The organism is Alicyclobacillus sp. ALC3, from assembly GCF_028751195.1.
Taxonomy (GTDB): domain Bacteria; phylum Bacillota; class Bacilli; order Alicyclobacillales; family Alicyclobacillaceae; genus Alicyclobacillus_L.
The window spans coordinates 2,103,724-2,128,814 of record NZ_CP066784.1 but is presented as its reverse complement, the minus strand read 5'-3'; the positions used below and the strand labels follow the sequence as shown (position 1 = coordinate 2,128,814).

Below are 25,091 nucleotides of genomic sequence, written 5' to 3'. Positions count from 1 at the left end.
CAATAAATGCGTTACGGAGCCAAAATCGGCTACAAACGAGGGTTTGGCGAAGGCGAGCGAACAATTTGACCATTCGAAGGTCTAGTTATGTAAACAACGAGCGGATAACGAACAAAAAGTGCGTTCGACTCTCGGTATGACGGGCCCGTGAGTCATCCGCAGCGAGCAGAGCCATAGAGACTCCAAAGGACCGAAGAATAACACGTCGCGGCAGTGTTATCTCACAACCCTAACGTGGCGCCAGAGCGTGAGTGCCAGGTAGCGACCGAAATAGAGGGGCAAGTTCAAATGGTATGCCGCGCCGCGGCATACTCCAATGGAGTACTTTTCGTCCACCTGGCATTGCGGATACCCAGGAAGGGGTATATGCCTGCGCCGGACCAAATGAGACCAATAAGACCTTCCGATAGCGTTATCGCCAAAGCCTAACGCGCCGTCAGGACGTTATTCGCTTGCACAATGGCCATTTCGAGGCGATAACGTCCCAGAAACGCGTTATCGCCACAAGTGGGGGCGGGAAACCGAGATCTAACAGAGGATAACGCGTTGTGAGGACGTTAGCCACCTGATTATGTAAACAAATCACACGATAACGAGTCGACAGAGCGTTAAGCAAAATGGGTAAGGTGGGTACCGCCGGCTGTCACTCGAAAGGTTACACGGATGTGACACGGTTTGATACCGTTGGTAGCGTTATGCGATCAGACTCACTACAGCGCGACGCGATCGAGCTCGGTCATGTCCGGTTGAGCAATTGAGGGCCTGTCGTCCTCTGGCGGATTCAGGGACAAGAAAGCTCTGCGCAAGCCCGACGCAGAGCGAATTGTTGAACGATAGGCTTTGTCCAAACCGGTAAGTGCGAGTTGCTTTCTGCCGCATCGATCCGCACGATGAAAACGACCGTAATGAAATCGCCCGTGACGATCTTGACCGTAATGAAAACGAATGTGACTCCATCGAACGTGACTCCATCGAACGTGACTCCATCGAACGTGACTCCATCGAACGTGACTGATCGACCTACGTGTCACCGTTCGGACGCAGGTGGCGCTGCAGATCGGATAGCCGTAGGGAAACATTCATAAGCTAAGCCAAGAGGCCGTCCAGGAAAACGGCCGAGAATATGCGCGAAATCTCTTTGGCGCCGAGTTTACCGGACGTACGATACCAACGGTATACCCAGTTGCACGCCCCAAGAATGGCGAGTGCCGCGATCTTTGGCTGTTCAACATGGAATTCGCCATTGGCCTTACCCTCGTTGAGAATTGCCGCCCACAAATCCACATATCGATCCGTCAAGTCCTGGATGACTTGGTGCTGATTCTCACCGAGAGAGAACGCTTCGCGTAGCAGCACAGTCGTCGTCTCGATGTTGGCCGTCGAGACCGTGAGGTGGTTTTCAACTGCTTGAATCAACTTCTCTTTGGCTGGCAGGTTAGAGGCCAATATGGCTTCGAGGCGGTCGTTGAAGTCCGTGATCGCCTGGTGTGCGATTTGGAGCAAAAGGTCTTCTTTGGAGTGAATATAGTGGTACAGGCTCCCCTTTTGCAACCCGACTTCGTCTGCGATGTCCTGCACTGAAGTTGCATGATACCCTTTGCGTTCAAATAGTTTGACGGCGGCAAGTGCAATTTCCATCTGCCGGTTCGCAGCCATCGGTGACCACCCTTCTCTCAGACCACTCAGTACCTTTTGGGAAAGTGTATCGTGAAAGTGTGACAGGGTCAACGAGCCTCATCAATAGGCATAACTGGGGCGTGTGCGCGGAAAAATGACGGCGTGTTTGCATTCGCGATCGACTGCGCTATAATAAAGTCAACAATAGTCAAAGTCAAAATCAAACAACGTCAGAGAACCATACGTACAATGAGCGGAGGGGGAGTGAATTGGGAAACAACATCTCCGATATCATTGAGCAGTATCTGAAGCAGATCATCCAAAAGAGTCAGGCTGGCATGATTGAACTGCAGCGAAGCGATTTAGCAGAGTTGTTTCAGTGTGTGCCGTCCCAGATTAACTACGTGATCAGCACGCGGTTCTCGCTTGAACAAGGTTATGTCGTCGAGTCCAAGCGTGGCGGTGGCGGGTACATTCGCATTCGCCAGATGCAGCTGAACGCACACGAGCCGCTGATTCATATCGTACAATCAATCGGTGTGGAAATGACTCAGCGGGAGGCGGAGGGTATCATCGACCGCCTGAGGCGAGAAGACGTCATCACTGAGCGCGAAGCCAGTTTGCTTCGCGCTGCTATTAACCGAGACACCCTACACATCAACTTGCCACTGCGTGACCAATTGCGTGCGCGGCTGATGGCACAGATGCTGGCTGCACTGTTTGTGGCGAAGGCAGACGAGGGTGAGGGTTGAGCCAGAGGGCTCAACCCAATAAGTTTCGGACGACTGACGGGGGGTGTTGCAGGGTGTTGTGTGAACAGTGTCACACGCGTCCGGCTACGGTCCACTTCACCAAGATTGTCGGGGGAGAGAAGACCGAATATCACTTGTGCGAGACGTGCGCAAAGGAGAAAGGCAACGTGTTTGCCAAGGCCGCTCAGGCCTTCGATTTCAACCATTTGTTGAGCGGGTTGCTCAACATGGAGTCCTCACCGGGGTTTGCCGCGCCACAGCCGACAACGCAACGCTGTGATGTGTGCGGACTTTCCTACAATCAATTCACACAGACCGGGCGGTTCGGTTGCCCGCACTGCTATGACAGCTTCTCGAGTCGCCTCGAGCCGCTGCTGCGGCGCATCCAAAACAACGGCCAGCATTCAGGCAAAGTACCCGGCAAAGCGGGAGAGCAAGTCAAACGCAAAAAGACGCTCGATCACTTGCGGGCGGAACTGCAACAGGCTGTGGCAGCTGAGCAGTTTGAACGGGCTGCTGAGTTGCGAGACGAGATTCGCGGGCTCGAGCAGTCGCATGGACAGTAGGAGGTGATCTTCGATGTCATTACAGGACTTTCTCCAGCGCGCAACGACGAAGTGGATGAAGGATAGCGGGCCAGACGACGACATCGCGCTTACCAGCCGAATCCGAATCGCTCGCAACATCGAAGACGTCCCTTTTCCCATGTTGCAGACGGACTCGCACGCCAATGCCGTGATCGAACAAGTGGAGCGCGCGCTGAACAGCCCCAAGGTAACAGCTAGTGGACAGTTTGAGCTTCTGCGCATTGCCGACATGTCCGCGCTCGACCGCCAAGTCCTTGTCGAGAAACACCTCATTAGCAGAGACTTAGCAGAAGAAGTTCGACACGGTGCTGTCGCTCTGCGTTCAGATGAGGTCATCAACGTGATGATCAACGAAGAAGACCACTTGCGCATTCAGTGCCTGATGCCAGGACGTAGACTCGAAGAGGCATGGGATGTGGCAAATAAGTTAGACGATGCACTTGAGGAGCAGATCCCGTACGCGTTCCACGACCGCTATGGCTACCTGACAGCTTGCCCGACCAACGTTGGCACGGGAATTCGAGCTTCCGTGATGTTGCACTTGCCAGGTCTCGTTCTGTCCGGTCAGATTAACCGACTGCTATCTGCCGTATCGCAGGTCGGGCTTACCGTACGCGGGATGTACGGCGAGGGCAGCGAGTCAGCCGGAAATCTATTTCAGGTTTCTAACCAAGTAACGTTGGGCGAAACTGAGGAAGAGATTATTGGTAACCTCGACAGTGTCGTCCACCAGTTGATTGATCACGAACGCAGCGCTCGCCGCGTACTGGTGCAGGAGAACCGGGATGGACTCGAAGACCGCGTGAGCCGCTCCTTTGGAATCCTTGCTTACGCGAGACGAATGGATTCTAAAGAGACACTGCAGCGTTTGTCCGATGTCCGACTCGGGATTGACTTAGGCATGATTACAGGTGTTTCCGCCGGGATCCTCAAAGAACTGCTTGTCATGAGCCAACCGGCGTTCTTACAGAAGTACTACAACCAGGAGTTGCCCCCCGCGGAACGCGACTTGCGCCGGGCGACACTGATCCGCGAGCGACTCAGACTCGACGATACGGAGGTGCAGTAACTATGTACACAAGATTCACCGAACGAGCCCAAAAAGTTCTGGCCTTGGCGCAGGACGAAGCGTCCCGCTTGCATCACCCTGGCGTCGGGACTGAGCACATTTTGCTTGGATTAGTGCGGGAAGGGGACGGGATCGCTGCGAAGGCCCTGATCAGCCTCGGCGTCAGCGCCGAGAAGGTGCAGTCTGAGGTCGAACGCATCATCGGCCCCGGCCAGGGTCAAGTCAGTGCCATGACATACACCCCGCGCGCCAAGAAAGTGATTGAACTGTCGATCGACGAGGCGCGCAAACTGAACCACAGCTATGTGGGCACCGAGCACATCCTGCTGGGTCTCATCCGCGAGGGAGAAGGCGTTGCGGCCCGTGTGCTCGGAAACCTCGGCATCAGCCTCAACAAGGCGCGCCAGCAGGTGCTGCAACTGCTCGGCGGCGATTTGACCGACCTTGGGCCGGACAAAGACTCGGCTGCGGGTACGCCGACGCTCGACGGACTCGCGCGGGACCTGACGCAGATGGCGCGGGACGGGAAACTTGATCCGGTCATCGGGCGCAGCAGCGAGATTGAGCGCGTGATTCAAGTGCTCTCCCGCCGTACCAAAAATAACCCGGTGCTCATCGGTGAGCCTGGCGTCGGTAAGACGGCAATCGCAGAAGGGCTTGCGCAGCGCATTGTGAACGGCGACATTCCAGAGACCTTGCGCAACAAGCGCGTCATGGTGCTCGATATGGGCACGGTGGTAGCTGGCACGAAGTACCGCGGCGAATTTGAGGACCGCTTGAAAAAAATCATGGAGGAGATCCGCCAGGCAGGCAACGTGATCCTCTTCATCGACGAGTTGCACACCCTAATCGGCGCCGGTGGTGCTGAAGGCGCGATTGACGCGTCAAATATTCTGAAACCGGCTTTGGCGCGCGGCGAGTTGCAGTGTATCGGTGCGACGACGCTCGACGAGTACCGCAAGCACATCGAGAAGGATGCGGCGCTCGAACGGCGTTTCCAGCCGATCACGGTCGACCAGCCGACGCCTGAAGAGGCTGTGCAGATTTTGCACGGACTGCGCGACCGCTATGAAGCGCACCACCGCGTGAAGATCACGGATGAGGCGCTCGACGCAGCAGTCCGCCTGTCAGACCGCTACATCACGGACCGTTTCCTGCCTGACAAGGCGATTGACCTCATTGATGAAGCGGCGTCCCGCGTCCGCTTGCAGACGCACACCGCTCCGCCAAATTTAAAAGAACTGGAACAACGGCTTGAGAAAGTGCGCGGTGAGAAAGACTCCGCGGTGCAGAGCCAGGAGTTTGAAAAGGCTGCTTCCATGCGCGATCAGGAGCAGAAGCTGAAGCAAGAGCTGGAATCGAAGAAAGCCGAGTGGCAGAAGACGCAGGCCAACGACGATATCCGGGTGACAGCGGACGACATCGCGCACATCGTGGCGGCGTGGACTGGCGTACCTGTGAAGCAGCTGGCGCAAGAGGAATCGGAACGGCTGATGAACATGGAGGGGATTCTGCACAGCCGCGTGATTGGTCAGGAAGAAGCCGTCACCGCTGTGGCTCGCGCCATCCGCAGAGCTCGAGCTGGGCTGAAGGACCCGAAGCGGCCGATTGGCTCGTTCATCTTCCTCGGCCCGACCGGTGTTGGTAAGACAGAACTAGCTCGCGCCCTCGCGGAGTCGATGTTCGGTGACGAGGACGCAATGATCCGTGTCGACATGTCTGAGTTTATGGAGCGGCACTCGACTGCCCGCTTGGTCGGCGCCCCTCCAGGTTACGTCGGCTTTGAGGAAGGCGGCCAGTTGACTGAGAAAGTCCGTCGCAAACCGTACTCGGTCGTACTGCTTGACGAGGTTGAGAAGGCCCACCCGGAGGTCTTCAACATCCTCCTGCAAGTGCTTGACGACGGCCGTCTCACGGACGGGAAGGGCCGCACGGTGGACTTCCGGAACACCGTGATCATCATGACATCGAACGTCGGCGCAGAGCAGATCCGCAAGGGTGGTTCGCTTGGTTTTAAGCCGGACACGGCCAGCCGGTACGAAGATATGAAGGCGAAAGTCATGGACGACCTAAAGCGCTCGTTCCGTCCGGAGTTCCTCAACCGCGTCGATGAGATCATCGTCTTCCACCCGCTCGACGAGGCGCAGATCAGCAACATCGTCGACCTCATGGTGAAAGACCTGCAGAAGCGCCTGGCGGAGCAGGAGATCGAGTTTACGCTGACGGACGCGGCCAAAGCGTTCCTCGCCAAGGAAGGCTTCGATCCACAGTACGGTGCGCGTCCGCTGAAGCGCGCGATTCAGCGGCACATCGAAGACAAACTCTCGGAAGCGCTGCTGACCAGCAGCATCAAGCGGGGGAGTCGGGTGCTGATTGACGTGGGCGATGGGGGTCTCGTCGTCGGCCCAGCAGAGACTCGCAAGGCTGTGAAGAGCTGACGCGAAGACACCGTGCAGAAGCGTAAAGCGTGAGCGAGGCATAAGAGCAGCAGGTTGACGAGGCTGCCCAGACGGCATTGCGATGCCGGCGGGGCAGCCTTCCGTTCCCACTGAGGGCAGCCTGCAGTCCCAAGCGCTACCTGTTATGATGGAGTCTAGCAGGAACGGGGTGGTGGGCAAGTGCCAAAGTCAAACACGCAGTATGTTTGTCAGTCGTGCGGACATGTGTCAGCCAAATGGGCAGGCCGGTGCGGCGGCTGTGGCGAATGGAACACATATGTGGAAGAACTGCGACCCTCTGCAAAGGTTGCGTCGTTGCCAAGTGGCCTCGCGAATGCAGCTGTCCCACGCCGCATTCCGGATATCCCTTCACAGTTGGAGACGCGCGTTGCAACCGGCTTCCCGGAGTGCGACCGGGTACTTGGTGGTGGCGTTGTCCCCGGCTCGCTGGTGTTGGTAGGCGGCGACCCTGGCATTGGGAAGTCGACATTGTTACTGCAATTGTCGCATACAATGGCAGGGCGGGGTCACACAGTTTTGTACGTATCCGGCGAGGAGTCTGCTAATCAACTGAAACTGCGGGCAGAACGCATCGAAGCGACGAACGAGAACCTATTGGTACTCGCGGAGACCGACCTCGATGTCACTGTGCGAGCGGTGGAGCAGGTCCGCCCTGGTTTTCTCGTGATTGACTCAATCCAGACGATGTACCGCTCAGGACTAACCTCCGCGCCAGGCAGCGTAGCGCAGGTTCGCGAGTGCACGAGTCTGCTCCTGCGCGTCGCGAAGCAGTTTAACATTGCTACCTTTATCGTCGGGCACGTCACGAAGGACGGCAGTTTGGCGGGACCTCGCTTGCTTGAACACATGGTTGACGCAGTACTATACTTTGAAGGAGAACGTCACCAAGCCTTTCGGGTCTTGCGGGCGGTAAAGAACCGCTTCGGGTCCACAAATGAGTTGGCGATCTTTGAGATGAAGAACGAGGGGCTGCAGGAAGTTGTGAACCCGTCAGAGATGTTTCTGTCGGAACGAGCCTTGCAGTCACCCGGATCGGCTGTCGTTGCAGCGCTCGAAGGATCTCGACCGCTCTTGCTCGAGGTGCAGGCGCTTGTCGCGTCATCGAGTTTCGGCACACCGCGTCGGATGAGTACGGGTGCAGACCACAACCGCGTCAGTCTGGTGATGGCGGTGCTCGAAAAGCGACTCGGCCTCCAGCTGCAGTCGTCAGATGCTTATGTCAATGTCGCCGGGGGTATGCGGGTCGATGAACCCGCGATTGATCTCGGTGTCGCCCTCGCGGTGGCTTCCAGTTTTCGCGACCGACCGCTGGCAGCGGGAGACGTATACATTGGAGAAGTTGGACTGACTGGCGAGGTTCGGTCGGTGTCGCGCCTGGAGCAGCGAATCCGAGAAGCTGAGAAGCTCGGGTTTGCGCGCTGCTTGGTGCCAACACACAGCCTTGGCGGTTGGAAGTACAATGGGCGGATTGAGGTAAAGGGCGTGGCTTCGATTCAAGAAGCGCTTCAGTTGGCCTTGTAGGGGTGGACAGATGCGGGAGGATGGAAAGCGGGACCAGGACGTCAACAAGATTTTGCGCATGGTAGCCCCTGGTACGACGCTGCGAGAAGGCGTCGAAAACATCCTGCGCGCAAAAACCGGCGGTCTCATCGTGGTCGGTGCGACAGACCAAGTTTTGAACCTCATGGACGGAGGTTTTTCCATCCAGTGTGAACTGACTCCCTCCCACATCTACGAATTGGCCAAGATGGATGGCGCAATTGTCGTGAGTGAAGACCTCAAACGGGTGCTGTACGCAAACGTAAACTTGAACCCTGATCACACCCTCCCGACTTCTGAGACGGGCACTAGGCATCGCACCGCGGAGCGGGTGGCGAAACAAACGGGACAGCTTGTCGTGTGCATATCGCAACGCCGAAACGTGATTACCCTGTACCAAGGGTCATTCAAATACGCACTGAAAGACATCGGCGTGATTCTCACAAAGGCAAATCAAGCTATGCAGACACTCGAGAAGTACAAGGCTGTGCTTGACCAGGCGTTGACGAACCTGAGTGCGCTCGAGTTCGAAGAACTCGTGACGCTACAGGAAGTGACACTGGTGTTACAGCGCTTTGAGATGGTCTTGCGCATCAAGTCCGAGATCAAGCGTTACATCACAGAGCTTGGAACAGAGGGTCGCCTCATCAGCATGCAGCTTGAGGAACTCGTTGCCAAAGTCGACGAAGAAGCGTACCTGCTTGTCAAGGACTATGCCCGCTTTGGTCCAGATGAGACGCCGCACCAATTGCTGTCCAGGCTGCACAGCCTCGGCAACGACGAGTTGCTCGAGTACCTTGTGCTTGCGAAGGTACTCGGTCACAATGTCCCGACCAACGTTAGCGATGAGGCGGTGTCGTCGCGTGGGTATCGGCTGTTGAACAAGATTGCCCGTCTGCCTCAGCCGGTGATCGAAAACATCGTGGAGAACTTCGAGACCCTCACGAACGTCCTTTCCGCATCCACCGAAGAACTCGACGCTGTGGAAGGAATTGGCGCCGTCAGGGCACGAGCAGTTCGGGATGGTTTAAAACGAATTCAGGAACAGGTCTTCATTGACCGACACATCTAATGTCTTGGTTGACATCGAACGGGTGGCGCTGGCAGGCGCATGATGGGGGGTTAAAACTGTGATTGACGCAGTCACTAAGCGCATACCCAGTCTCTTAACCGTATCTAATCTCGCGCTCGGCATCGGGGCGCTGTTGCTTGCATCGAAGGGCCGGACGTCTGATGCAGCTCTGATGGTTGTGATTGGGATGGTGCTCGACGGTTTTGACGGTCGAGCAGCGCGGTTTTTCCACGCAGAGAGCGAGTTCGGGCGGGAACTCGATTCCCTCTCGGACATTGTCACGTTTGGCGTCGCGCCGACGCTCATCTTGTGGCACGTTGTGCTCCGCGACATGGGAACAGTCGGCGTCGCAATCGCAATCTTATTCCCAATCTGCGGCGCGCTTAGACTCGCGCGCTTTAACGTGGCGAAGAAGGCGACGAATTACTTCATCGGTCTGCCGATCACGGCCGCTGGCGGCATCCTGGCGACACTCGCGCTGTACCGGAACCTGCTTGACCCGGCGAACGTGATCTTGCCCTTAGGGATGGTAGTCTTGGCGCTCCTCATGGTCAGTCATGCACGTTATCCAAACTTCAAAAAAGTGGCTTTTCCGCGTTCGGCCATCGTCGTTGTGCCGCTTTTGGCAATCGCCGTATACATCATTTTTCGTTACCAATACGCTGTCGTGAATCGCCTCATCTTTGTGCCACTGGCGCTCTACGCCGTCTACGGCATTGGGAGAATGCTCCGGCATCGGCGTCGCCTTCGCAACGACAGGGAAGCTGAACCCGCGAAGCCGGGCTTGAAGTGACGCTGGAGCTCTCACACGAAGTAGTGTAAACTGGTGATCAAATAATGAGAGAAGAATCATGGCATTGGCGCAGTACGAAGCCATGTGTGGGGACAGGGTCGAAAAAGTGCAGCGGAAGGTAAGCTGTGCTGTTTCGGCTTTGTCGCGTTTATGAACCCACTTTTGACGGCATACACAGCCGATGGTACACTCAAGATACACCCCAAATTCTTCAAGAGCTTGTCGGGCAGTTGGCGTCCTCTAAACCTGGCTCTGTGATGCCGTGTTGGCGGTTTGGTCCAGAAATTTTTGCCCATACTAGGACTAGGAGGTGACAATCCGATGGTAAAGAGAATTGTCCACTTGTTTTTCACGGTCATTGGGGTGGTGATCGGGTACACGTTTGCCCCGGACTTATTCCTGTATGTCTTTCATCTCAAGTCAGCGCCGTTCTCGTCAAAATGGTTCGGCGCCGCGCTCGGTGGTGCCATCTTTCTCTTGGCTACCTTCTGGCTGGTCAATTATGTGGTGACGCTCATCCGTTGGGTCGAAGACAAGTTGCAAAAGGCGCCGCTTGCTGACCTAATCGGAGGCACCATCGGCATGATTTTCGGGCTGTTGGTGGCGTATCTGTCGCCACTGCGCGATGTCAAAGTCGTTGGCACGGCACTGCAGTTTTTCGTCAGTATTCTTTTGGCTTACCTTGGACTGCGCATCGGATTCACGAAGCGGGAGGAACTGCTTTCGCTGTTTTCAGGGCGGCAGGACAAAAAAGAGAGGGACCGCGACAAGGAGAAAGAGAAGGACAAAAAGGCTGGCACCGGGCAACTGTTTCGCGCGGGAGAGGCGAAACTGCTCGACACCAGTGTGATTATCGATGGTCGCATCGCCGACCTTGTCCAGACAGGTTTTTTGGATGGGGTATTGGTGATTCCGTCATTTGTGCTGGAAGAACTGCAGCACATCGCTGACTCCTCCGACGTGTTGAAGCGCAACCGGGGTCGTCGCGGACTCGACGTCCTGAACCGCATTCAGAAGGAACTTAAGGTAAAAGTGCAGGTCCTTGAAATTGATTTCGACGACTTGCAGGAAGTCGACAGTAAACTGGTGCGGCTTGCGAAGCAGCAGTCTGCCAAGGTCGTCACGAATGACTTCAATTTGAACAAAGTCTGCGAACTGCAGGGTGTTCAGGTTCTGAACATCAACGACTTGGCGAACGCTTTGAAACCGATTGTCCTGCCGGGAGAAGAACTGAATGTCCAGGTCATCAAGGACGGCAAGGAGTACAATCAAGGAGTCGCATATCTGGACGATGGCACGATGATCGTGATTGAAGGCGGACGGGAATACATCGGTGGTCGCATTGATGTTTTGGTGACCAGTGTCTTACAGACGTCAGCGGGGCGTATGATTTTCGCGAAACCGAAGATGCTCGAGAAGGCACTGTGAGGCAGCGCTAAGAAGACGATCAAAGGCGTTGCCAAAGTAGGCTGATCAGTTCGAGCAAAGGGGTCAGGCTGGCACTGACCCCTTTTGCATGCGCATTTACGTCCGTGGTATGTTGAAGTTGTTGAGCGTCAAGAAAGTTGGGATGGGATGATCTACGCGGTACTGGTCGCAGCCGGATTAGGTTCCCGCATGGGATTCCGCAAGCAATACGCTGTACTCGCAGGCGTGGAAGTGTGGGAACGCTCCGCAAGAGCGCTCTTGGCAGGCGGCGTGCATCGAATTTGTTTGGTCATTCCACTGGGAGATGTGGCTCTGACGACCGAAAAAGTTGATCGAGCTGGTCTTGGCACAGTCTGCCGCGTGGTGGCAGGCGGCGATACCCGTGCCCAGTCAGTCGCGTGCGGCGTAGCGGCCGTGGAGGCGTGGAGCGCTTCTGACACGGCGGGCGACCGACGGGTCGACATCGTAGCCGTCCACGATGCAGCCCGTCCGTTTGTTGCCGAGACGGATGTTCGTGCAGTGCTCGATGTTGCGATCAAAACCGGTGCGGCCGTACTCGGGCGCCGATGTATTGATACGATGAAATGGGTTGAGCGCGATAAAATTGAGCGAACGCTCGAGCGCAGCGCCCTTTGGCACGCTTTGACACCACAAGTGTTTCGCCTGGACTGGCTGAAAGCGGGGTTTGCAGCTTGGACGACACAGGCGGTGGCAACTGATGACTCAGCGCTGGTGGAGAAGCTTGGCTATCCTGTGACGATGGTAGAAGCGACTGCGCCCAACCCGAAATTGACAACGCCAGAAGACTTTCAATACGCTGATTGGTTGGCGCAGTGCAAATGGGGGATGAAGTAGTGCGAATTGGAACCGGATTTGACATCCATCGCTTTGCCAGAGACCGGAAGCTCATTCTCGGTGGCGTAGAGATAGCGCATCCGCTTGGACTTGAAGGTCACTCCGATGCGGATGTCGTGCTTCATGCAGTCACTGACGCAATCCTTGGCGCGCTTGCTCTTGGCGATATCGGTGGACACTTTCCCAATAACGACCCGGCATATCGGAATGTCGACAGTGCGTTCATGCTTGCGCACGTCGTCAAGCTGGTAACAGAGCGGGGTTACAGTGTCGGTAATGTCGACATCACGGTGATTGCCGAACGTCCGAAACTGCAACCGCACATCCCGGAGATGCGTGACAAGATTGCGAAGGTCCTTGCTTGTTCTGTCGATCGCGTCAGTGTCAAGGCGACAACGATGGAGCGGCTTGGGAGTATCGGTAGAGAAGAAGGCATCGCGGCAGAGGCTGTGGCCCTGCTGGTGCCAACAGCTTTGTCGGATCGATAGAGTGGGGGGCTTACCTAGTGGGGATTGTGCTGTACAATACAATGACTCGAGAGAAAGAACCATTCCAGACGATTGAACCCGGGAAGGTCCGGTTTTACGCATGTGGACCCACCGTCTACGACCTGTTTCACCTGGGCAACGCCCGTATGTTTGTTGTCTTTGACACGGTCAGACGTTACCTCGAGTACCGTGGGTATGACGTGCGCTACGTGCAGAACTTTACGGATGTGGATGACAAGATTATCAATCGCGCACATGAGCTCGGGATGAACGTCCGGGAAGTCGCAAACCGAAACATTCACGAGTACTTTCACGACGCGAAGGCGCTCGGTATCCGCGAGGCGACAGTTCACCCTCGCGTGACAGAGTGCATTCCTGACATCATCGACTTCATTGCCAAACTCGTCAACGACGGGTATGCTTACGCATCAAACGGGACTGTGTATTTTGACACCGGATCTTTCGAAGACTACGGGAAACTGTCACATCAGGCGACCGATGAAATGCAGGCAGGGTTTCGCATTGAAGTCAGCGATGAGAAACGACACCCGGCGGACTTTGCGCTCTGGAAAGCTGCGAAACCTGGTGAAGAATACTGGGATAGTCCGTGGGGGCCAGGGCGACCGGGATGGCATATTGAGTGCTCAGTCATGAACTACCTCTATCTTGGCGAAAACATTGACATTCACGGTGGCGGACGTGATTTGATGTTCCCGCACCATGAGAACGAGATCGCGCAGAGTGAAGCGCACTCAGGCGAACCTTTTGCCAACTACTGGATGCACAACGGGATGATCAACATCAACGGAGAGAAGATGTCGAAGTCCCTGGGCAACTTCGTCACGGCGCGCGACCTGTTGCGTCAGCACGCCGGACGGACAATTCGTTTTTACCTGCTGTCTGCTCACTACCGTCGGCCGCTGAACTACACGGAAGAGGCGATGGCACAAGCAGAACAAGCCCTCGACCGCATCGACCGAGCCTTGCTGAACCTTGACCACCGCAAGGCAAGTCTGGAACAGGCCAAAGACCTGCTGCACCAGGACCAAGTCTCGGCGTTTTCAGAGTCGGTGGCGCAAGCCCTCGAAGAGGTTCGGAGACAGTTCCAAGAGGCTATGGACGACGACTTCAACACAGCAGACGCGATTGCTGCCGTGTTTGAGGGTGTGCGACAAGCGAACAGCTACCTGGCCGGGCGAATGGTAAGTCTGGTCGGGATTGAGCGCTGGCAGAGTATGTTGCAAGAACTGCTCGAAGTACTTGGGTTGACGGATGCGACTTTGGTGCCGCTCACGGAAGCTGGAGCGGACGACCCAGACGACCAGCAGTGGACCGCCGAACAGGTGGAAGCGTTGCTCCGTGAACGGGCGCAGGCGCGAGCAGAACGTGACTTTGCGAGGTCGGACGAAATCCGCGATCAATTACTTTCAGCGGACATCGTGATCGAAGATACCCCTCAAGGCGCCCGGTGGCGCCGCAAATGACTGTTGGCTGGTCAGCACAGGGGTTGTCCGCACTAGCCTTGGCCTACGTGGGAGACGCGGTGTGGGAAGTCTACGCGCGCAACCACGTGTTGTGTCTCGGTGTTCGACGTCCATCCGAGTTGCACAAAGCGGCGACGCGCTACGTGCGGGCTAGCGCTCAAGCTTGGTTGGCGGACAGGATTTACTCGCTGTTGACAGAGCCCGAACAGGCAGTGTGGCGTCGGGGCCGCAATGCGAAAGCAGGACACATGCGAAAGAGTACGGATGTTTTGACCTACCGGCACAGTACGGCCTTTGAGGCAGTGCTTGGGTACTTGTACGGAACTGGTGATCAGGAGCGACTGGACGAACTCTGCCGCGCGGCCCTGACCTGGATTGATGAATGGGAGGATAACAACAATGCAACGAAGCAGTAGAGGACCAACGAGTCGGGCAGAGGGACCGCGCCGCAGTCGGAGCAGTGCCGAGGGGAGAAGGGCACGCAGTGAAGGGCGGATGCAGGACGATGGTGCGCGAGGTGGACGTCGCGGGCGAACTGTGCGAGCTCCACGGCAGCTAGAGTCCCGCTCCGCGGCGACCGCGTCGCGGGCGAAACCGGCATCAGTACGGACGGAGGAAGTGTCGGAAGCGCCTGAGTTTGTCGCAGGTCGGCGGCCCGTTCTCGAGGTGTTGCGAGCAGGGCGCGCGATTAACAAACTCTTGATTGCAGAAGGCGCTGAGGGAGGCAGCCTTGCGGAAATCGTCGGCAAGGCGAAGGCGGCAGGGGTCTTGATGCAGAAGGTGCCAAGGCCGCATCTCAGCACCATTGCAGGCGAAGGACATCAGGGTGTAGTCGCCTATGTGGCGGCACATGAGTATGCTGACCTCACGGACGTGATGAGTCGGCAGACAGGCCAGCCGCCGCTGGTGGTCTTGCTCGATGAGGTGAGTGACCCGCACAACCTCGGCGCGGTCCTACGGACAGCAGAAGGTGCAGGTGCACAAGGTGTGGTCATTCCCAAACGCCGCGCGGTACCGCTCACTGGAACCGTTGCGAAAGCAGCGGCTGGGGCGCTTGAGTACCTCCCTGTGGCGCGCGTGGCCAATCTTAACCAAGCGATTGACCAGTTGAAGAAAGCGGGGTACTGGGTCGTCGGGAGCACGGCGGAATCTGGTACTCCGTATACGGAGGTTGATTATAAGGGTAAGATTGCGCTGGTGGTCGGCTCCGAGGGTCAGGGCATCAGTCGTTTGGTCCGCGAGCGCTGCGACTATTTGGTCAACCTGCCGATGCACGGTAAGGTACAGAGCCTGAACGCGTCCGTGGCCGCGGGCGTGCTGATGTATGAAATCGTCCGCCAGAGGGGCTAAAAGGCGGGTTGACACCTGTGTGATTGTCGACGGCTACAATGTGCTTGGTCGCCGTTTGAAGAAGGGGTTCAAGGAGACTGTGGACCTGGAAAGCGCCCGTGCGTGGCTGCTCTCGAAATCTGGGGAGTACCACGCGTTTACGGGGAGCGATGTGATTATCGTGTACGACGCGCACCAGACGACAGGTCACGGCAGCGACGAGGACACTATGGGCGTCCGAGTGCTCTACACACAGCCTCAGGAAACGGCTGATGAGCGTATTGAGCGGTTGGTGTACGACCTGCGGGACCGCTACAGGCAGTTGGTGGTGGCAACATCTGACGCCGCTGAACAACAGATTGCTTTCGGCGGGGGGGCACTTCGCATCTCGGCTGACGAATGGCTCCGACGCTTGACTGCCACCGAAAAACAGATTGAGCAATCTGTTCAAGGGCGAAACGAGACAGTGGACTTACAGAGAGCACGTTTAGGTGACCAAATTAGACAGGATGTTATGAAGATTCTAGAAAAATGGCGGCGGCAATGAATTCTATCATTGATCGTCATAGATTACATAATGTATAATGTCGTCATCCTTGCAGCGGTTGAGGTGATGTTCGGTTGGCGACACAGTTGGAAGATGTTCAGGTTCTGCCGCTTGAGGACCGTACTGACGAGGAACTTGTAGAAGCCGTGCACTTCGGCGATCACGAAGCACTCGAGTATTTAATCCATAAATACCGAAATTTCGTGCGCGCCAAAGCTCGCTCCTACTTTCTTATTGGTGCGGACCGCGAAGACATCGTACAAGAAGGAATGATTGGCCTCTATAAGTCTATCCGTGATTTTCGGGAGGACAAGCTGGCATCCTTCAAGGCGTTTGCGGAACTGTGCATCACGCGGCAAATCATCACAGCCATAAAGACAGCTACTAGACAAAAACACATTCCTCTCAATTCCTATGTGTCGTTGGACAAGCCAATCTACGAGGAAGACTCTGACAGAACGCTGCTGGATGTCATTTGTACTGCGCGGGTGACTGACCCTGAGGAGCTAATCATTCACCAGGAAGAGTTTGATGACATCGAAGACCGCATGGCAGAACTGCTCAGCGACTTGGAGCGCAAGGTCTTGATGCTCTACCTTGATGGCCGTTCTTATCAAGAAATTGCGATCGATCTTGAACGTCATGTCAAATCGATCGACAACGCGCTCCAGCGCGTCAAACGTAAGCTCGAGAAGTACCTCGCCTTTCGCAATGTCTACGCCTAATCAACGGGCAGAAACTGCTCGTTTTATAGGGGAAAGTTGACACCGCATGCCGCTTGTGCTAAATTACTTGAGGCGTGCGGGTCTCCTTTGTTTGGAGGTTCGTTTATTTTATATTGTTGAATTTCGCCGTTGATTTGACTGGCCTCGCCAAGGGGGGTGCACAGAGTGCGCGTCGTCATTACTCTCGCTTGTACGGATTGCAAGCAGCGGAATTACACGACTCAGAAGAACAAGAAGAACAATCCCGATCGCGTGGAGTTCAAAAAGTTTTGCCGGACCTGCAACACGCATACGGTTCACCGCGAGACGCGCTGATAGCGGTCTCTTTGGAAGTGGGGTTGTTTCGTTGTGGAAAAGACCGAACCGACCGTGGTGGAAAAACTATCTGACGCCAAAAAGCCGGAAAGGACGGGCCGCTCGATGAACCGTGTGGTTTCGTTTTTTCGCGAGAGTGTTTGGGAACTCAAACGTGTCCGGTGGCCGGGTCGGACGGAAGTCATTAACTACACGGCGGCTGCGCTCATCACCTGCATTATCATGGGTGGATTGGTCTGGGCGTTTGACATTGGTGTGGCCAAACTTATGTCGCTGATTGGATTGGTTTAATTGTCGGACTTAGGGGGTGCGGGGCAGACCGCCCTCGACATGGACAATCTCGAAAAACAATGGTTCGTCATTCACACGTACTCCGGCTACGAGAACAAGGTCAAGAACAACCTTGAGAGTCGCGTGCAGACGATGGGCATGGAAGATAAAATCTTCCGTGTGCTCGTTCCGACTGAGGAACAGATGGAAGTGAAGAACGGCAAGAAACGCGTCGTTCAACGCAAGGTCTTCCCTGGGTACGTGCTCGTCGAGATGATCATGACAGACGACTCGTGGTACGTGGTCCGTAACACACCTGGTGTCACTGGGTTTGTAGGGTCTCCGGGTGGAGGCTCGAAACCGGTACCGCTTTTGTCGGCAGAGGTCCACATGATTCTGCGGCAAATGGGTGTGGATGAAGTGAAGATGAGGTTGGATTACGAAGTGGGGGAAGCGGTGCGGATCGTCGACGGCCCGTTTGCGGATATGATTGGGACGGTCGAAGAAATCAACACCGATCAAGAAAAACTCCGCGTTCTCGTATCCATGTTTGGACGAGAGACTCCGATGGAACTCGACTTTATCCAGGTCGAGAAACTGTCCTGAAGCTAGTGTTCGACCGTGGGAGGGCCAAGAGCCCGACTACCACATTTTGAGTTGAAGGAGCTGGACGTAAGTGCCAAAGAAGATTGTGAAAATCGTAAAGCTGCAAATTCCAGCTGGGAAAGCTACTCCTGCACCTCCGGTTGGTCCTGCGCTCGGTCAGGCCCAGGTTGGCAACATCATGGGCTTTTGTAAAGAGTTCAACGCGCGTACGGCCGATCAGGTGGGTCTCATCATCCCAGTTGTTCTGTACGTATACGAAGACCGTTCTTACACTTTTGACCTAAAAACCCCCCCGGCTGCAGTGTTGATTAAGAAGGCCGCGGGAATTGAGACGGCATCGGCTGAGCCGAACAAGAAAAAGGTTGCCACACTGAAGCGGTCCAAGGTCCGTGAGATTGCAGAGCAGAAAATGCAGGACCTGAACGCGAACACCGTCGAAGCTGCGATGCGCATGGTGGAAGGTACTGCTCGCAGCATGGGCGTTACCATCGAAGACTAACGCGTTCCCGGTGGAGCGCGTCTTCTCGATAGAACATGTGGGAGGTTCCCCAACCGCATACCACAGGAGGGTATACAAAGATGGCGAATTCAAAGCGACTTGCTCAGGCACTGCAGGCCGTCGAGCAGACGAAACAATACGAAGCAAATGAAGCTTTCGAGCTTATCAAACAGATTGCGTTCGCGAAGTTTGACGAGACGGTGGAGGTTGCGGCCCGCCTTGGTGTTGACTCGAAAAAGCAGGACCAGCAGGTGCGTGGCGCTGTCGTGTTGCCGCACGGCACCGGTAAGACGGCGCGAGTCCTGGTTTTTGCGAAAGGTGACAAGGCGAAGGAAGCTGAGGCAGCTGGCGCTGATTTCGTTGGAGATGACGACCTCATCCAGCGTATTAACCAAGGCTGGTTTGATTTCGACGTTGTCGTGGCAACTCCGGACATGATGGGTTCCGTCGGTCGTCTGGGCCGCGTTCTCGGTCCGAAAGGACTCATGCCAAACCCGAAGACGGGTACCGTGACGTTTGACGTCGCGCGCGCAATTTCTGAAATTAAGGCTGGTAAGATTGAGTACCGCCTTGATAAGGCGGGCATCATTCACGCCCCGGTCGGCAAGGTGTCCTTTGACACAGAGCAGTTGGTTGGTAACTTCCGTGCGCTGATTGACGCGTTGCAGAAGGCAAAACCGGCCAGCGCGAAGGGTCAGTACTTCAAGAGTGTGACAATCAGTTCAACAATGGGACCTGGCGTGCGTGTCAACGTACAGCGCTTGGCGTCGTCTTCCGCAGAGTAGAAATTCGCCACTTGACTTCTTCCTGGGCGTCAAGTAGGATTTCCTGTGTCGCGACCTGAGCGGGTCTTCTTTTGACCAATTTCATCGGAAAGAACCGTAGACCGTAGGTCCGTCCACGACGGATAATGGGAGACCGCCTACCGAGGTTCGCGAACCGTATGTGAAGATACGGATTCATTCGCGCCTCCGCTCTGCGGAGGCGCTTTTGTCAGGAGGTGTAAGACAGACCATGGGTGTACGCGAAGAAAAAGTGAAAGCAGTAGAACAAATCACAGATCGACTGAATCGCAGCAAAGGCACCGTCGTGACAGACTACCGCGGGTTGAGCGTAGCTGAGCTCACGGAACTGCGCCGTCAGTTGCGTGACGCAGGCGTCGAGTACCAGGTGTTGAAAAACACGCTCTCGCGCAGGGCTGCTGATGCTGCTAACGTACCCGGGTTGCAGGAATTCTTGGCCGGCCCGAGTGCTATCGCCTTCAGTTATGATGACCCCGTGATCCCTGCGAAGATTCTCAACGACTTCGCAAAGAAGCACAAGGCGCTAGAACTGAAAGGCGGTCTTGTGGAAGGGCGGGTTGTCGGCCAGGCTCAAGTTGCTGAACTCGCTACTTTGCCGAATCGCGAAGGATTGTTGTCCATGCTGCTTAGTGTCCTGCAGGCACCGATGCGCAATTTCGCCTATGCTGTTTCGCAAGTGGCTGAACAGCGCGGCGGAGAAGCGGAAGAAGCGTAAGCCGGAGGGCGTGGTCCTCTCCGTTTAAATTCAGGAAACCTAGGAGGCGTTTTCGTTGTCGAAAGAAGACATTTTGCAAGCCATTAAAGAGATGTCTGTGCTCGAGTTGAACGACTTGGTCAAGGCTATCGAAGAAGAGTTTGGTGTTACTGCAGCGGCTCCGGTCGCCATGGTTGGCGCCGGTGCAGCTGGTGCCGAAGAAGTGGCTGAGCAGACAGAGTTCGACGTCATTCTCACCAGTGCCGGTGGTTCAAAGATCGGCGTGATCAAGGTCGTCCGCGAGATTACCGGTCTTGGTTTGAAGGAAGCGAAAGAAGTGGTTGATGGCGCGCCGAAGGCTGTCAAAGAGAAGGTTGCAAGGGAAGAGGCCGACTCGATCAAGGCTAAACTCGAAGAGGCTGGCGCATCTGTCGAAGTGAAGTAAGGTTTCCGCAATTTTCTCGCGCCATAGCAGTGCAGTGCGCTGTGAACGGTTAGGCGGCGTGATACGGTGAAGTGGGGCACTCAATTGGGTGCCCCACTTCGAACACCAAGACCGACCCGGGAACAGGTGTGAATCACTGGGTCCGGCCGGTCCGGTACCTCTGTCGGGGAGGGCAACGATGTCAGACCACTACTACGCGGCGACACCTGAGAGCGAAAGTCACGTTCGAACAGTGACGATTCGGTGCAGAGGTGTTGAGCGGATGCTCTGGACGGACAACGGCGTGTTCGCAAAGCGAGGACTTGACTCCGGTTCCGCCCTGTTGATCGAAACGGTAGAGCTCCCGAATCGAGGGGTTGTCGTCGACCTTGGCTGCGGATACGGTCCGCTGACCGCTATACTCTCGGTTGTCTATCCCGGCTTGTCGTTTGTCATGCTGGACATCAACGAGCGTGCGGTCACGCTGGCACGGCGAAACACAGAGGTTTATCGCGAACGCATCACTGCCTTCGCGAGCGATGGCTTCGCTGCGGTGCCCGACCTGTGCGCGGATGCGGTTGTGCTGAATCCTCCGATTCGGGCAGGCAAGGCCGTGATCTATCGACTGTTCGAAGAGGCCCGGAGCCATTTGGCTGTAGCAGGTACACTGTGGGTCGTGATTCACAAGAAACACGGAGCAGAGAGTGCTGAGAGGAAGTTGGCGGAGTTGGGAGCAGACGTCCGCGTGGTTGAAAGGAAAGGCGGATTCCGAGTGCTGCGTTGCGAGTGGTGAGAAAGTGCTAAGAAAATTTATTGTAGACGTTGACACAATATTTCTGGAGTGGTATAGTCTCTTAATGCAAACTATTTTTGAACGCACGGAGATGACGATATCATCGCGTCACGTCTAGAATCTCAAACGAATGGGCTTTGAAAATGTGGTTCCATGCAACCTCATTTTATTTTTGTTTTGTCGAAACCTTTTTCGATTCGATCTGCAAAGGGGTGAAGTCTCCGCGTGAGAAGGCCTTGCATTCCTCTGAATTCAGCGCCGGCTGATGAGGATGATCGACCGCATTGATGGTAGTTGCTGCGGCTCGGTGTGACATGGCTTGCAGGTGGGAGACTCCACCCTTTTTCGGACGCGAGTTTCGACTGGGCACTTGAATTCAGCATGAGGGGTGACGGATTTGCAGGGACACATGGTGAAGTACGGATGGCGCGAGCGGCGTTCTTACGCGCGCATTCGAGAAGTGCTGGATTTGCCGAACTTGATCGAAATTCAGCAGAAGTCCTATGAGTGGTTCTTGCGTGAGGGTTTGCGAGAGATGTTTGCAGATATCTCGCCGATTCAGGACTTCACTGGCAACCTGGTGCTGGAGTTTATCGATTACAGTCTGGGTGAGCCAAAGTACGATGTCGACGATTCGAAGGAACGCGACGTTACTTACGCAGCACCCTTGCGCGTCAAAGTGCGCCTGATCAATAAGGAAACCGGAGAAGTCAAAGAGCAGGAAGTGTTCATGGGAGACTTCCCGCTGATGACTGACACCGGTACGTTTATCATCAACGGTGCCGAGCGCGTCATCGTCAGCCAGTTGGTTCGTTCACCGAGTGTCTATTTTAATAGCAAGATCGACAAAAACGGCAAGCGGACGTTCGCGGCGACAGTCATCCCGAACCGTGGTGCGTGGCTGGAGTTTGAAACAGATGCCAAGGACATTGTTTACGTCCGAATCGACCGGACGCGCAAACTGCCAATCACGATTTTATTGCGGGCCCTGGGTCTTTCCTCCGACACTGACATCATCAATTTGCTCGGGGAAGACGAGTATTTACAGAACACTCTTGACAAAGACACGACAGATTCGACGGACCGTGCTCTTGTCGAGATTTATGAGCGCCTGCGGCCTGGCGAACCGCCGACCGTCGAGAATGCCCGTGCGCTGTTGGCATCGCGCTTCTTTGACCCGAAGCGATACGACTTGGCCAATGTCGGTCGATACAAGATCAACAAGAAATTGCACATTAAGAACCGTCTACTGAATCAGCATTTGGCGGAAACGCTGGTCGACGCGGACACCGGTGAAATAGTCGCTGAAGCGGGTCAGATTATCGACCGCCGCCTGCTCGACAAGATTATCCCGGCGCTTGAGGGCAACGTTGGCCGTCTGACTGTCCGGGCGGCGCGGGACCTGACGGACGAGGAGACCGTTCCGCTCCAGATGGTGCGGATCTTCAGTCCGACCGAGGATGGCAAGATTCTCAATGTGATCGGCAACGGAGGAGTGCCCCGCACTATCAAGCACATCTTGCCGGCTGATATCTTGGCGGCTGTCAGCTACTTCTTCAATCTACTGCGCGGTGTTGGCGATACGGACGATATTGACCATCTCGGCAACCGTCGCCTTCGTTCGGTTGGTGAACTGCTTCAAAACCAGTTCCGCATCGGCTTGTCCCGTATGGAACGTGTCGTGCGAGAGCGGATGTCAATTCAGGATGCGAACGCCATCACACCGCAAGCCTTGATCAACATTCGCCCTGTCATCGCGGCCATTAAGGAGTTCTTTGGCTCCAGTCAGTTATCGCAGTTCATGGACCAGACAAACCCACTTGCTGAACTGACGCACAAGCGGCGCCTGTCTGCACTTGGTCCGGGCGGCCTGACGCGTGAGCGTGCTGGCTTCGAAGTCCGCGACGTTCACCCGTCGCACTACGGTCGGATGTGCCCGATTGAGACGCCAGAAGGTCCGAACATCGGTTTGATTAACTCGCTGTCATCGTATGCGCGAATTAACGAGTACGGTTTCATCGAAACGCCATACCGACGTGTTGATCCAGACTCTGGCGCGGTGACAGACAAGATTGATTATCTGACCGCAGACGAAGAAGACAACTACGTAGTTGCACAGGCTAATGCGAAGCTGGCTGAAGATGGGCACTTCCTCGAGGAGGAAGTGGTCGCGCGTTATCGTGACGAAGTCTTGACGGTGCCCCGCGAACGCGTGGACTACATGGATGTCTCACCCAAACAGGTGGTGTCCGTCGCTACGGCGATGATTCCCTTTTTGGAGAACGACGATGCGAACCGCGCTTTGATGGGGTCCAACATGCAACGTCAGGCAGTGCCCTTGCTCGTGACGGACGCTCCGTACGTGGGGACGGGTATGGAGCACCAAGCAGCGAAGGACTCAGGCGTGTGCGTGGTGGCGAAACGCGGGGGTACGGTTGAGCGTGTCACTGCCCGTGAAATCTGGGTACGAGTCGAAGGCACGGTCGACGGCAAAGTCGTGACTGGCGACCTCGACAAGTACAAACTTCAGAAGTTCACACGTTCGAACCAGAACACCTGTATTAACCAGCGGCCGATCGTCCGAGCTGGCATGCAGGTGAAGAAGGGTGACATTTTGGCAGATGGTCCTGCGACGGACATGGGTGAAATCGCTCTTGGCCGCAACGTCCTCGTGGCGTTCATGACGTGGGAAGGTTACAACTACGAAGATGCCATCCTGTTGTCTGAGAAAGTTGTGAAGGAGGACATCTACACCTCAATTCACATTGAAGAATACGAGCTCGAAGCGCGCGACACCAAACTCGGACCTGAGGAGATCACGCGAGATATCCCGAACGTTGGTGAAGACGCGCTGAAAAACCTCGACGAGCGCGGCGTCATCCGGATCGGCGCGGAGATCACGACTGGTGACATCCTGGTTGGGAAGGTCACTCCGAAAGGTGTAACTGAGCTCACTGCAGAAGAGCGGTTGCTCCACGCCATCTTCGGTGAGAAAGCGCGGGAAGTGCGTGACACCTCCCTGCGTGTACCGCACGGTGGCGCGGGTATTGTTGTCGACGTCAAGGTGTTTACGCGTGAAAACGGGGACGAACTCCCGGCCGGCGTGAACCAGTTGGTGCGCGTCTATATCGCCCAGAAGCGGAAAATTTCCGAGGGTGACAAAATGGCCGGTCGCCACGGAAACAAGGGTGTTGTGGCCCGCATCCTCCCTGAGGAAGACATGCCATTCCTCGAGGATGGTACACCGGTAGAAATTGTGCTAAATCCACTCGGCGTACCATCACGTATGAATATCGGACAGGTGCTTGAAATGCACCTCGGTATGGCAGCTAAGGCGCTCGGACTCCGCGTTGCGACGCCGGTGTTCGATGGGGCTCATCCGGAGGATGTTTTTGACACCTTGGAAGAGGCAGGTTATAACCGCGACGGTAAGCATCAGTTGTACGACGGCCGCACGGGTGAAACATTCGAGAACCGCGTCGCTGTTGGCTACGTCTACATGCTCAAACTTGCTCACTTGGTTGATGACAAGATTCACGCTCGCTCGACAGGTCCGTACTCACTTGTGACGCAGCAACCGCTTGGCGGTAAGGCGCAGTTTGGCGGTCAGCGCTTCGGCGAGATGGAGGTGTGGGCGCTTGAAGCCTACGGCGCCGCCTACACGCTGCAAGAAATTCTGACCGTGAAGTCGGACGATGTGGTGGGCCGCGTGAAAACCTATGAGGCCATCGTTAAGGGTGAGAACGTGCCAGAGCCTGGCGTACCGGAATCGTTCAAGGTGTTGATCAAAGAGCTGCAGAGCCTCGGCATGGACGTCAAAATCCTCAGCGAGGATGAGCAGGAAATCGTCATGCGGGAGAGCGACGAGGAAGAGGATAGTGGCGAGAAGCTGAACCTCAACCTCGAGATGCACGAAGTGGGGGACTGACAGCCGTGTTCGGGT

25 protein-coding genes are annotated in these 25,091 nt (G+C 55.8%); 24 read left to right on the top strand and 1 reads right to left on the bottom strand.

Features of this window, described 5'->3' with window-relative positions; translation table 11 throughout:
• Nucleotides 1-1,086: 1,086 nt before the first annotated feature.
• Nucleotides 1,087-1,656: a TetR/AcrR family transcriptional regulator gene (locus JC200_RS10125; protein WP_274436135.1), complete on the bottom strand. Its 570-nt coding sequence runs from the start codon at nucleotides 1,654-1,656 to the stop codon at nucleotides 1,087-1,089.
• A 230-nt stretch (nucleotides 1,657-1,886) separates the two neighbouring features.
• Between JC200_RS10125 and JC200_RS10120 the strand changes: the two genes are divergently transcribed.
• The 24 genes from JC200_RS10120 to rpoB all read left to right on the top strand — a co-directional run bounded on the left by JC200_RS10120 (nucleotide 1,887) and on the right by rpoB (nucleotide 25,076).
• A complete protein-coding gene (locus tag JC200_RS10120) occupies nucleotides 1,887-2,369 on the top strand; it encodes a CtsR family transcriptional regulator (protein WP_274436134.1) in 483 nt (160 codons plus the stop codon).
• A 53-nt stretch (nucleotides 2,370-2,422) separates the two neighbouring features.
• Entirely contained in the window at nucleotides 2,423-2,935 is a 513-nt protein-coding gene (locus JC200_RS10115; RefSeq protein WP_274436133.1) for a UvrB/UvrC motif-containing protein, read from the top strand.
• 13 nt (nucleotides 2,936-2,948) lie between these two features.
• Nucleotides 2,949-4,025, top strand: a complete 1,077-nt coding sequence (locus JC200_RS10110) for a protein arginine kinase (protein WP_274436132.1) — start codon at nucleotides 2,949-2,951, stop codon at nucleotides 4,023-4,025.
• 2 nt (nucleotides 4,026-4,027) lie between these two features.
• On the top strand, nucleotides 4,028-6,463 hold the full coding sequence (locus tag JC200_RS10105; RefSeq protein ID WP_274436131.1) for an ATP-dependent Clp protease ATP-binding subunit: 2,436 nt from the start codon (nucleotides 4,028-4,030) through the stop codon (nucleotides 6,461-6,463).
• A gap of 180 nt (nucleotides 6,464-6,643) precedes the next feature.
• A complete protein-coding gene (gene radA / locus JC200_RS10100; RefSeq protein ID WP_274436130.1) occupies nucleotides 6,644-8,005 on the top strand; it encodes a DNA repair protein RadA in 1,362 nt (453 codons plus the stop codon).
• Between the two features lie 10 nt (nucleotides 8,006-8,015).
• Nucleotides 8,016-9,095 carry a DNA integrity scanning diadenylate cyclase DisA gene (gene disA / locus JC200_RS10095; RefSeq protein ID WP_274436129.1) on the top strand — a complete coding sequence of 360 codons (1,080 nt, stop codon included), beginning with the start codon at nucleotides 8,016-8,018 and terminating at the stop codon, nucleotides 9,093-9,095.
• Between the two features lie 58 nt (nucleotides 9,096-9,153).
• Nucleotides 9,154-9,888 (top strand): CDP-diacylglycerol--serine O-phosphatidyltransferase, encoded by a 735-nt coding sequence (pssA, locus tag JC200_RS10090; RefSeq protein WP_274436128.1) that lies wholly within the window; start codon nucleotides 9,154-9,156, stop codon nucleotides 9,886-9,888.
• Between the two features lie 321 nt (nucleotides 9,889-10,209).
• Nucleotides 10,210-11,316: a PIN/TRAM domain-containing protein gene (locus JC200_RS10085; protein WP_274436127.1), complete on the top strand. Its 1,107-nt coding sequence runs from the start codon at nucleotides 10,210-10,212 to the stop codon at nucleotides 11,314-11,316.
• 147 nt (nucleotides 11,317-11,463) lie between these two features.
• Nucleotides 11,464-12,171 carry an IspD/TarI family cytidylyltransferase gene (locus JC200_RS10080; protein WP_274436126.1) on the top strand — a complete coding sequence of 236 codons (708 nt, stop codon included), beginning with the start codon at nucleotides 11,464-11,466 and terminating at the stop codon, nucleotides 12,169-12,171.
• On the top strand, nucleotides 12,171-12,659 hold the full coding sequence (gene ispF, locus JC200_RS10075; RefSeq protein ID WP_274436125.1) for a 2-C-methyl-D-erythritol 2,4-cyclodiphosphate synthase: 489 nt from the start codon (nucleotides 12,171-12,173) through the stop codon (nucleotides 12,657-12,659). The genes JC200_RS10080 and ispF overlap by 1 nt, the downstream gene beginning before the upstream one ends.
• Nucleotides 12,660-12,676: 17 nt before the next feature.
• Nucleotides 12,677-14,143 (top strand): cysteine--tRNA ligase, encoded by a 1,467-nt coding sequence (gene cysS / locus JC200_RS10070; RefSeq protein WP_274436124.1) that lies wholly within the window; start codon nucleotides 12,677-12,679, stop codon nucleotides 14,141-14,143.
• Nucleotides 14,140-14,559 carry a Mini-ribonuclease 3 gene (locus JC200_RS10065; RefSeq protein WP_274436123.1) on the top strand — a complete coding sequence of 140 codons (420 nt, stop codon included), beginning with the start codon at nucleotides 14,140-14,142 and terminating at the stop codon, nucleotides 14,557-14,559. The genes cysS and JC200_RS10065 overlap by 4 nt, the downstream gene beginning before the upstream one ends.
• Nucleotides 14,543-15,493 (top strand): 23S rRNA (guanosine(2251)-2'-O)-methyltransferase RlmB, encoded by a 951-nt coding sequence (rlmB, locus tag JC200_RS10060; RefSeq protein ID WP_338000211.1) that lies wholly within the window; start codon nucleotides 14,543-14,545, stop codon nucleotides 15,491-15,493. The genes JC200_RS10065 and rlmB overlap by 17 nt, the downstream gene beginning before the upstream one ends.
• Before the next feature lie 19 nt (nucleotides 15,494-15,512).
• Entirely contained in the window at nucleotides 15,513-16,019 is a 507-nt protein-coding gene (locus JC200_RS10055; RefSeq protein WP_274436122.1) for an NYN domain-containing protein, read from the top strand.
• A gap of 74 nt (nucleotides 16,020-16,093) precedes the next feature.
• Nucleotides 16,094-16,744: an RNA polymerase sporulation sigma factor SigH gene (gene sigH, locus JC200_RS10050; protein WP_274436121.1), complete on the top strand. Its 651-nt coding sequence runs from the start codon at nucleotides 16,094-16,096 to the stop codon at nucleotides 16,742-16,744.
• Nucleotides 16,745-16,909: 165 nt separating this feature from the next.
• Nucleotides 16,910-17,059 (top strand): 50S ribosomal protein L33, encoded by a 150-nt coding sequence (gene rpmG, locus JC200_RS10045; protein WP_274436120.1) that lies wholly within the window; start codon nucleotides 16,910-16,912, stop codon nucleotides 17,057-17,059.
• 33 nt (nucleotides 17,060-17,092) lie between these two features.
• Entirely contained in the window at nucleotides 17,093-17,350 is a 258-nt protein-coding gene (gene secE / locus JC200_RS10040) for a preprotein translocase subunit SecE (protein ID WP_274436119.1), read from the top strand.
• Nucleotides 17,351-17,389: 39 nt separating this feature from the next.
• A complete protein-coding gene (nusG, locus tag JC200_RS10035; RefSeq protein ID WP_274436516.1) occupies nucleotides 17,390-17,935 on the top strand; it encodes a transcription termination/antitermination protein NusG in 546 nt (181 codons plus the stop codon).
• Between the two features lie 70 nt (nucleotides 17,936-18,005).
• Nucleotides 18,006-18,434, top strand: a complete 429-nt coding sequence (rplK, locus tag JC200_RS10030) for a 50S ribosomal protein L11 (RefSeq protein ID WP_274436118.1) — start codon at nucleotides 18,006-18,008, stop codon at nucleotides 18,432-18,434.
• 80 nt (nucleotides 18,435-18,514) lie between these two features.
• Nucleotides 18,515-19,219: a 50S ribosomal protein L1 gene (gene rplA / locus JC200_RS10025; protein WP_274436117.1), complete on the top strand. Its 705-nt coding sequence runs from the start codon at nucleotides 18,515-18,517 to the stop codon at nucleotides 19,217-19,219.
• Between the two features lie 229 nt (nucleotides 19,220-19,448).
• The gene (gene rplJ, locus JC200_RS10020; protein ID WP_274436116.1) at nucleotides 19,449-19,952 is read left to right on the top strand and encodes a 50S ribosomal protein L10; all 504 of its coding nucleotides are present in this window, start codon (nucleotides 19,449-19,451) and stop codon (nucleotides 19,950-19,952) included.
• A gap of 55 nt (nucleotides 19,953-20,007) precedes the next feature.
• Nucleotides 20,008-20,376 (top strand): 50S ribosomal protein L7/L12, encoded by a 369-nt coding sequence (gene rplL, locus JC200_RS10015; protein ID WP_274436115.1) that lies wholly within the window; start codon nucleotides 20,008-20,010, stop codon nucleotides 20,374-20,376.
• A gap of 178 nt (nucleotides 20,377-20,554) precedes the next feature.
• A complete protein-coding gene (locus JC200_RS10010) occupies nucleotides 20,555-21,148 on the top strand; it encodes a class I SAM-dependent methyltransferase (protein WP_274436114.1) in 594 nt (197 codons plus the stop codon).
• 409 nt (nucleotides 21,149-21,557) lie between these two features.
• Nucleotides 21,558-25,076, top strand: a complete 3,519-nt coding sequence (rpoB, locus tag JC200_RS10005) for a DNA-directed RNA polymerase subunit beta (protein ID WP_443111906.1) — start codon at nucleotides 21,558-21,560, stop codon at nucleotides 25,074-25,076.
• Nucleotides 25,077-25,091 lie beyond the last annotated feature (15 nt).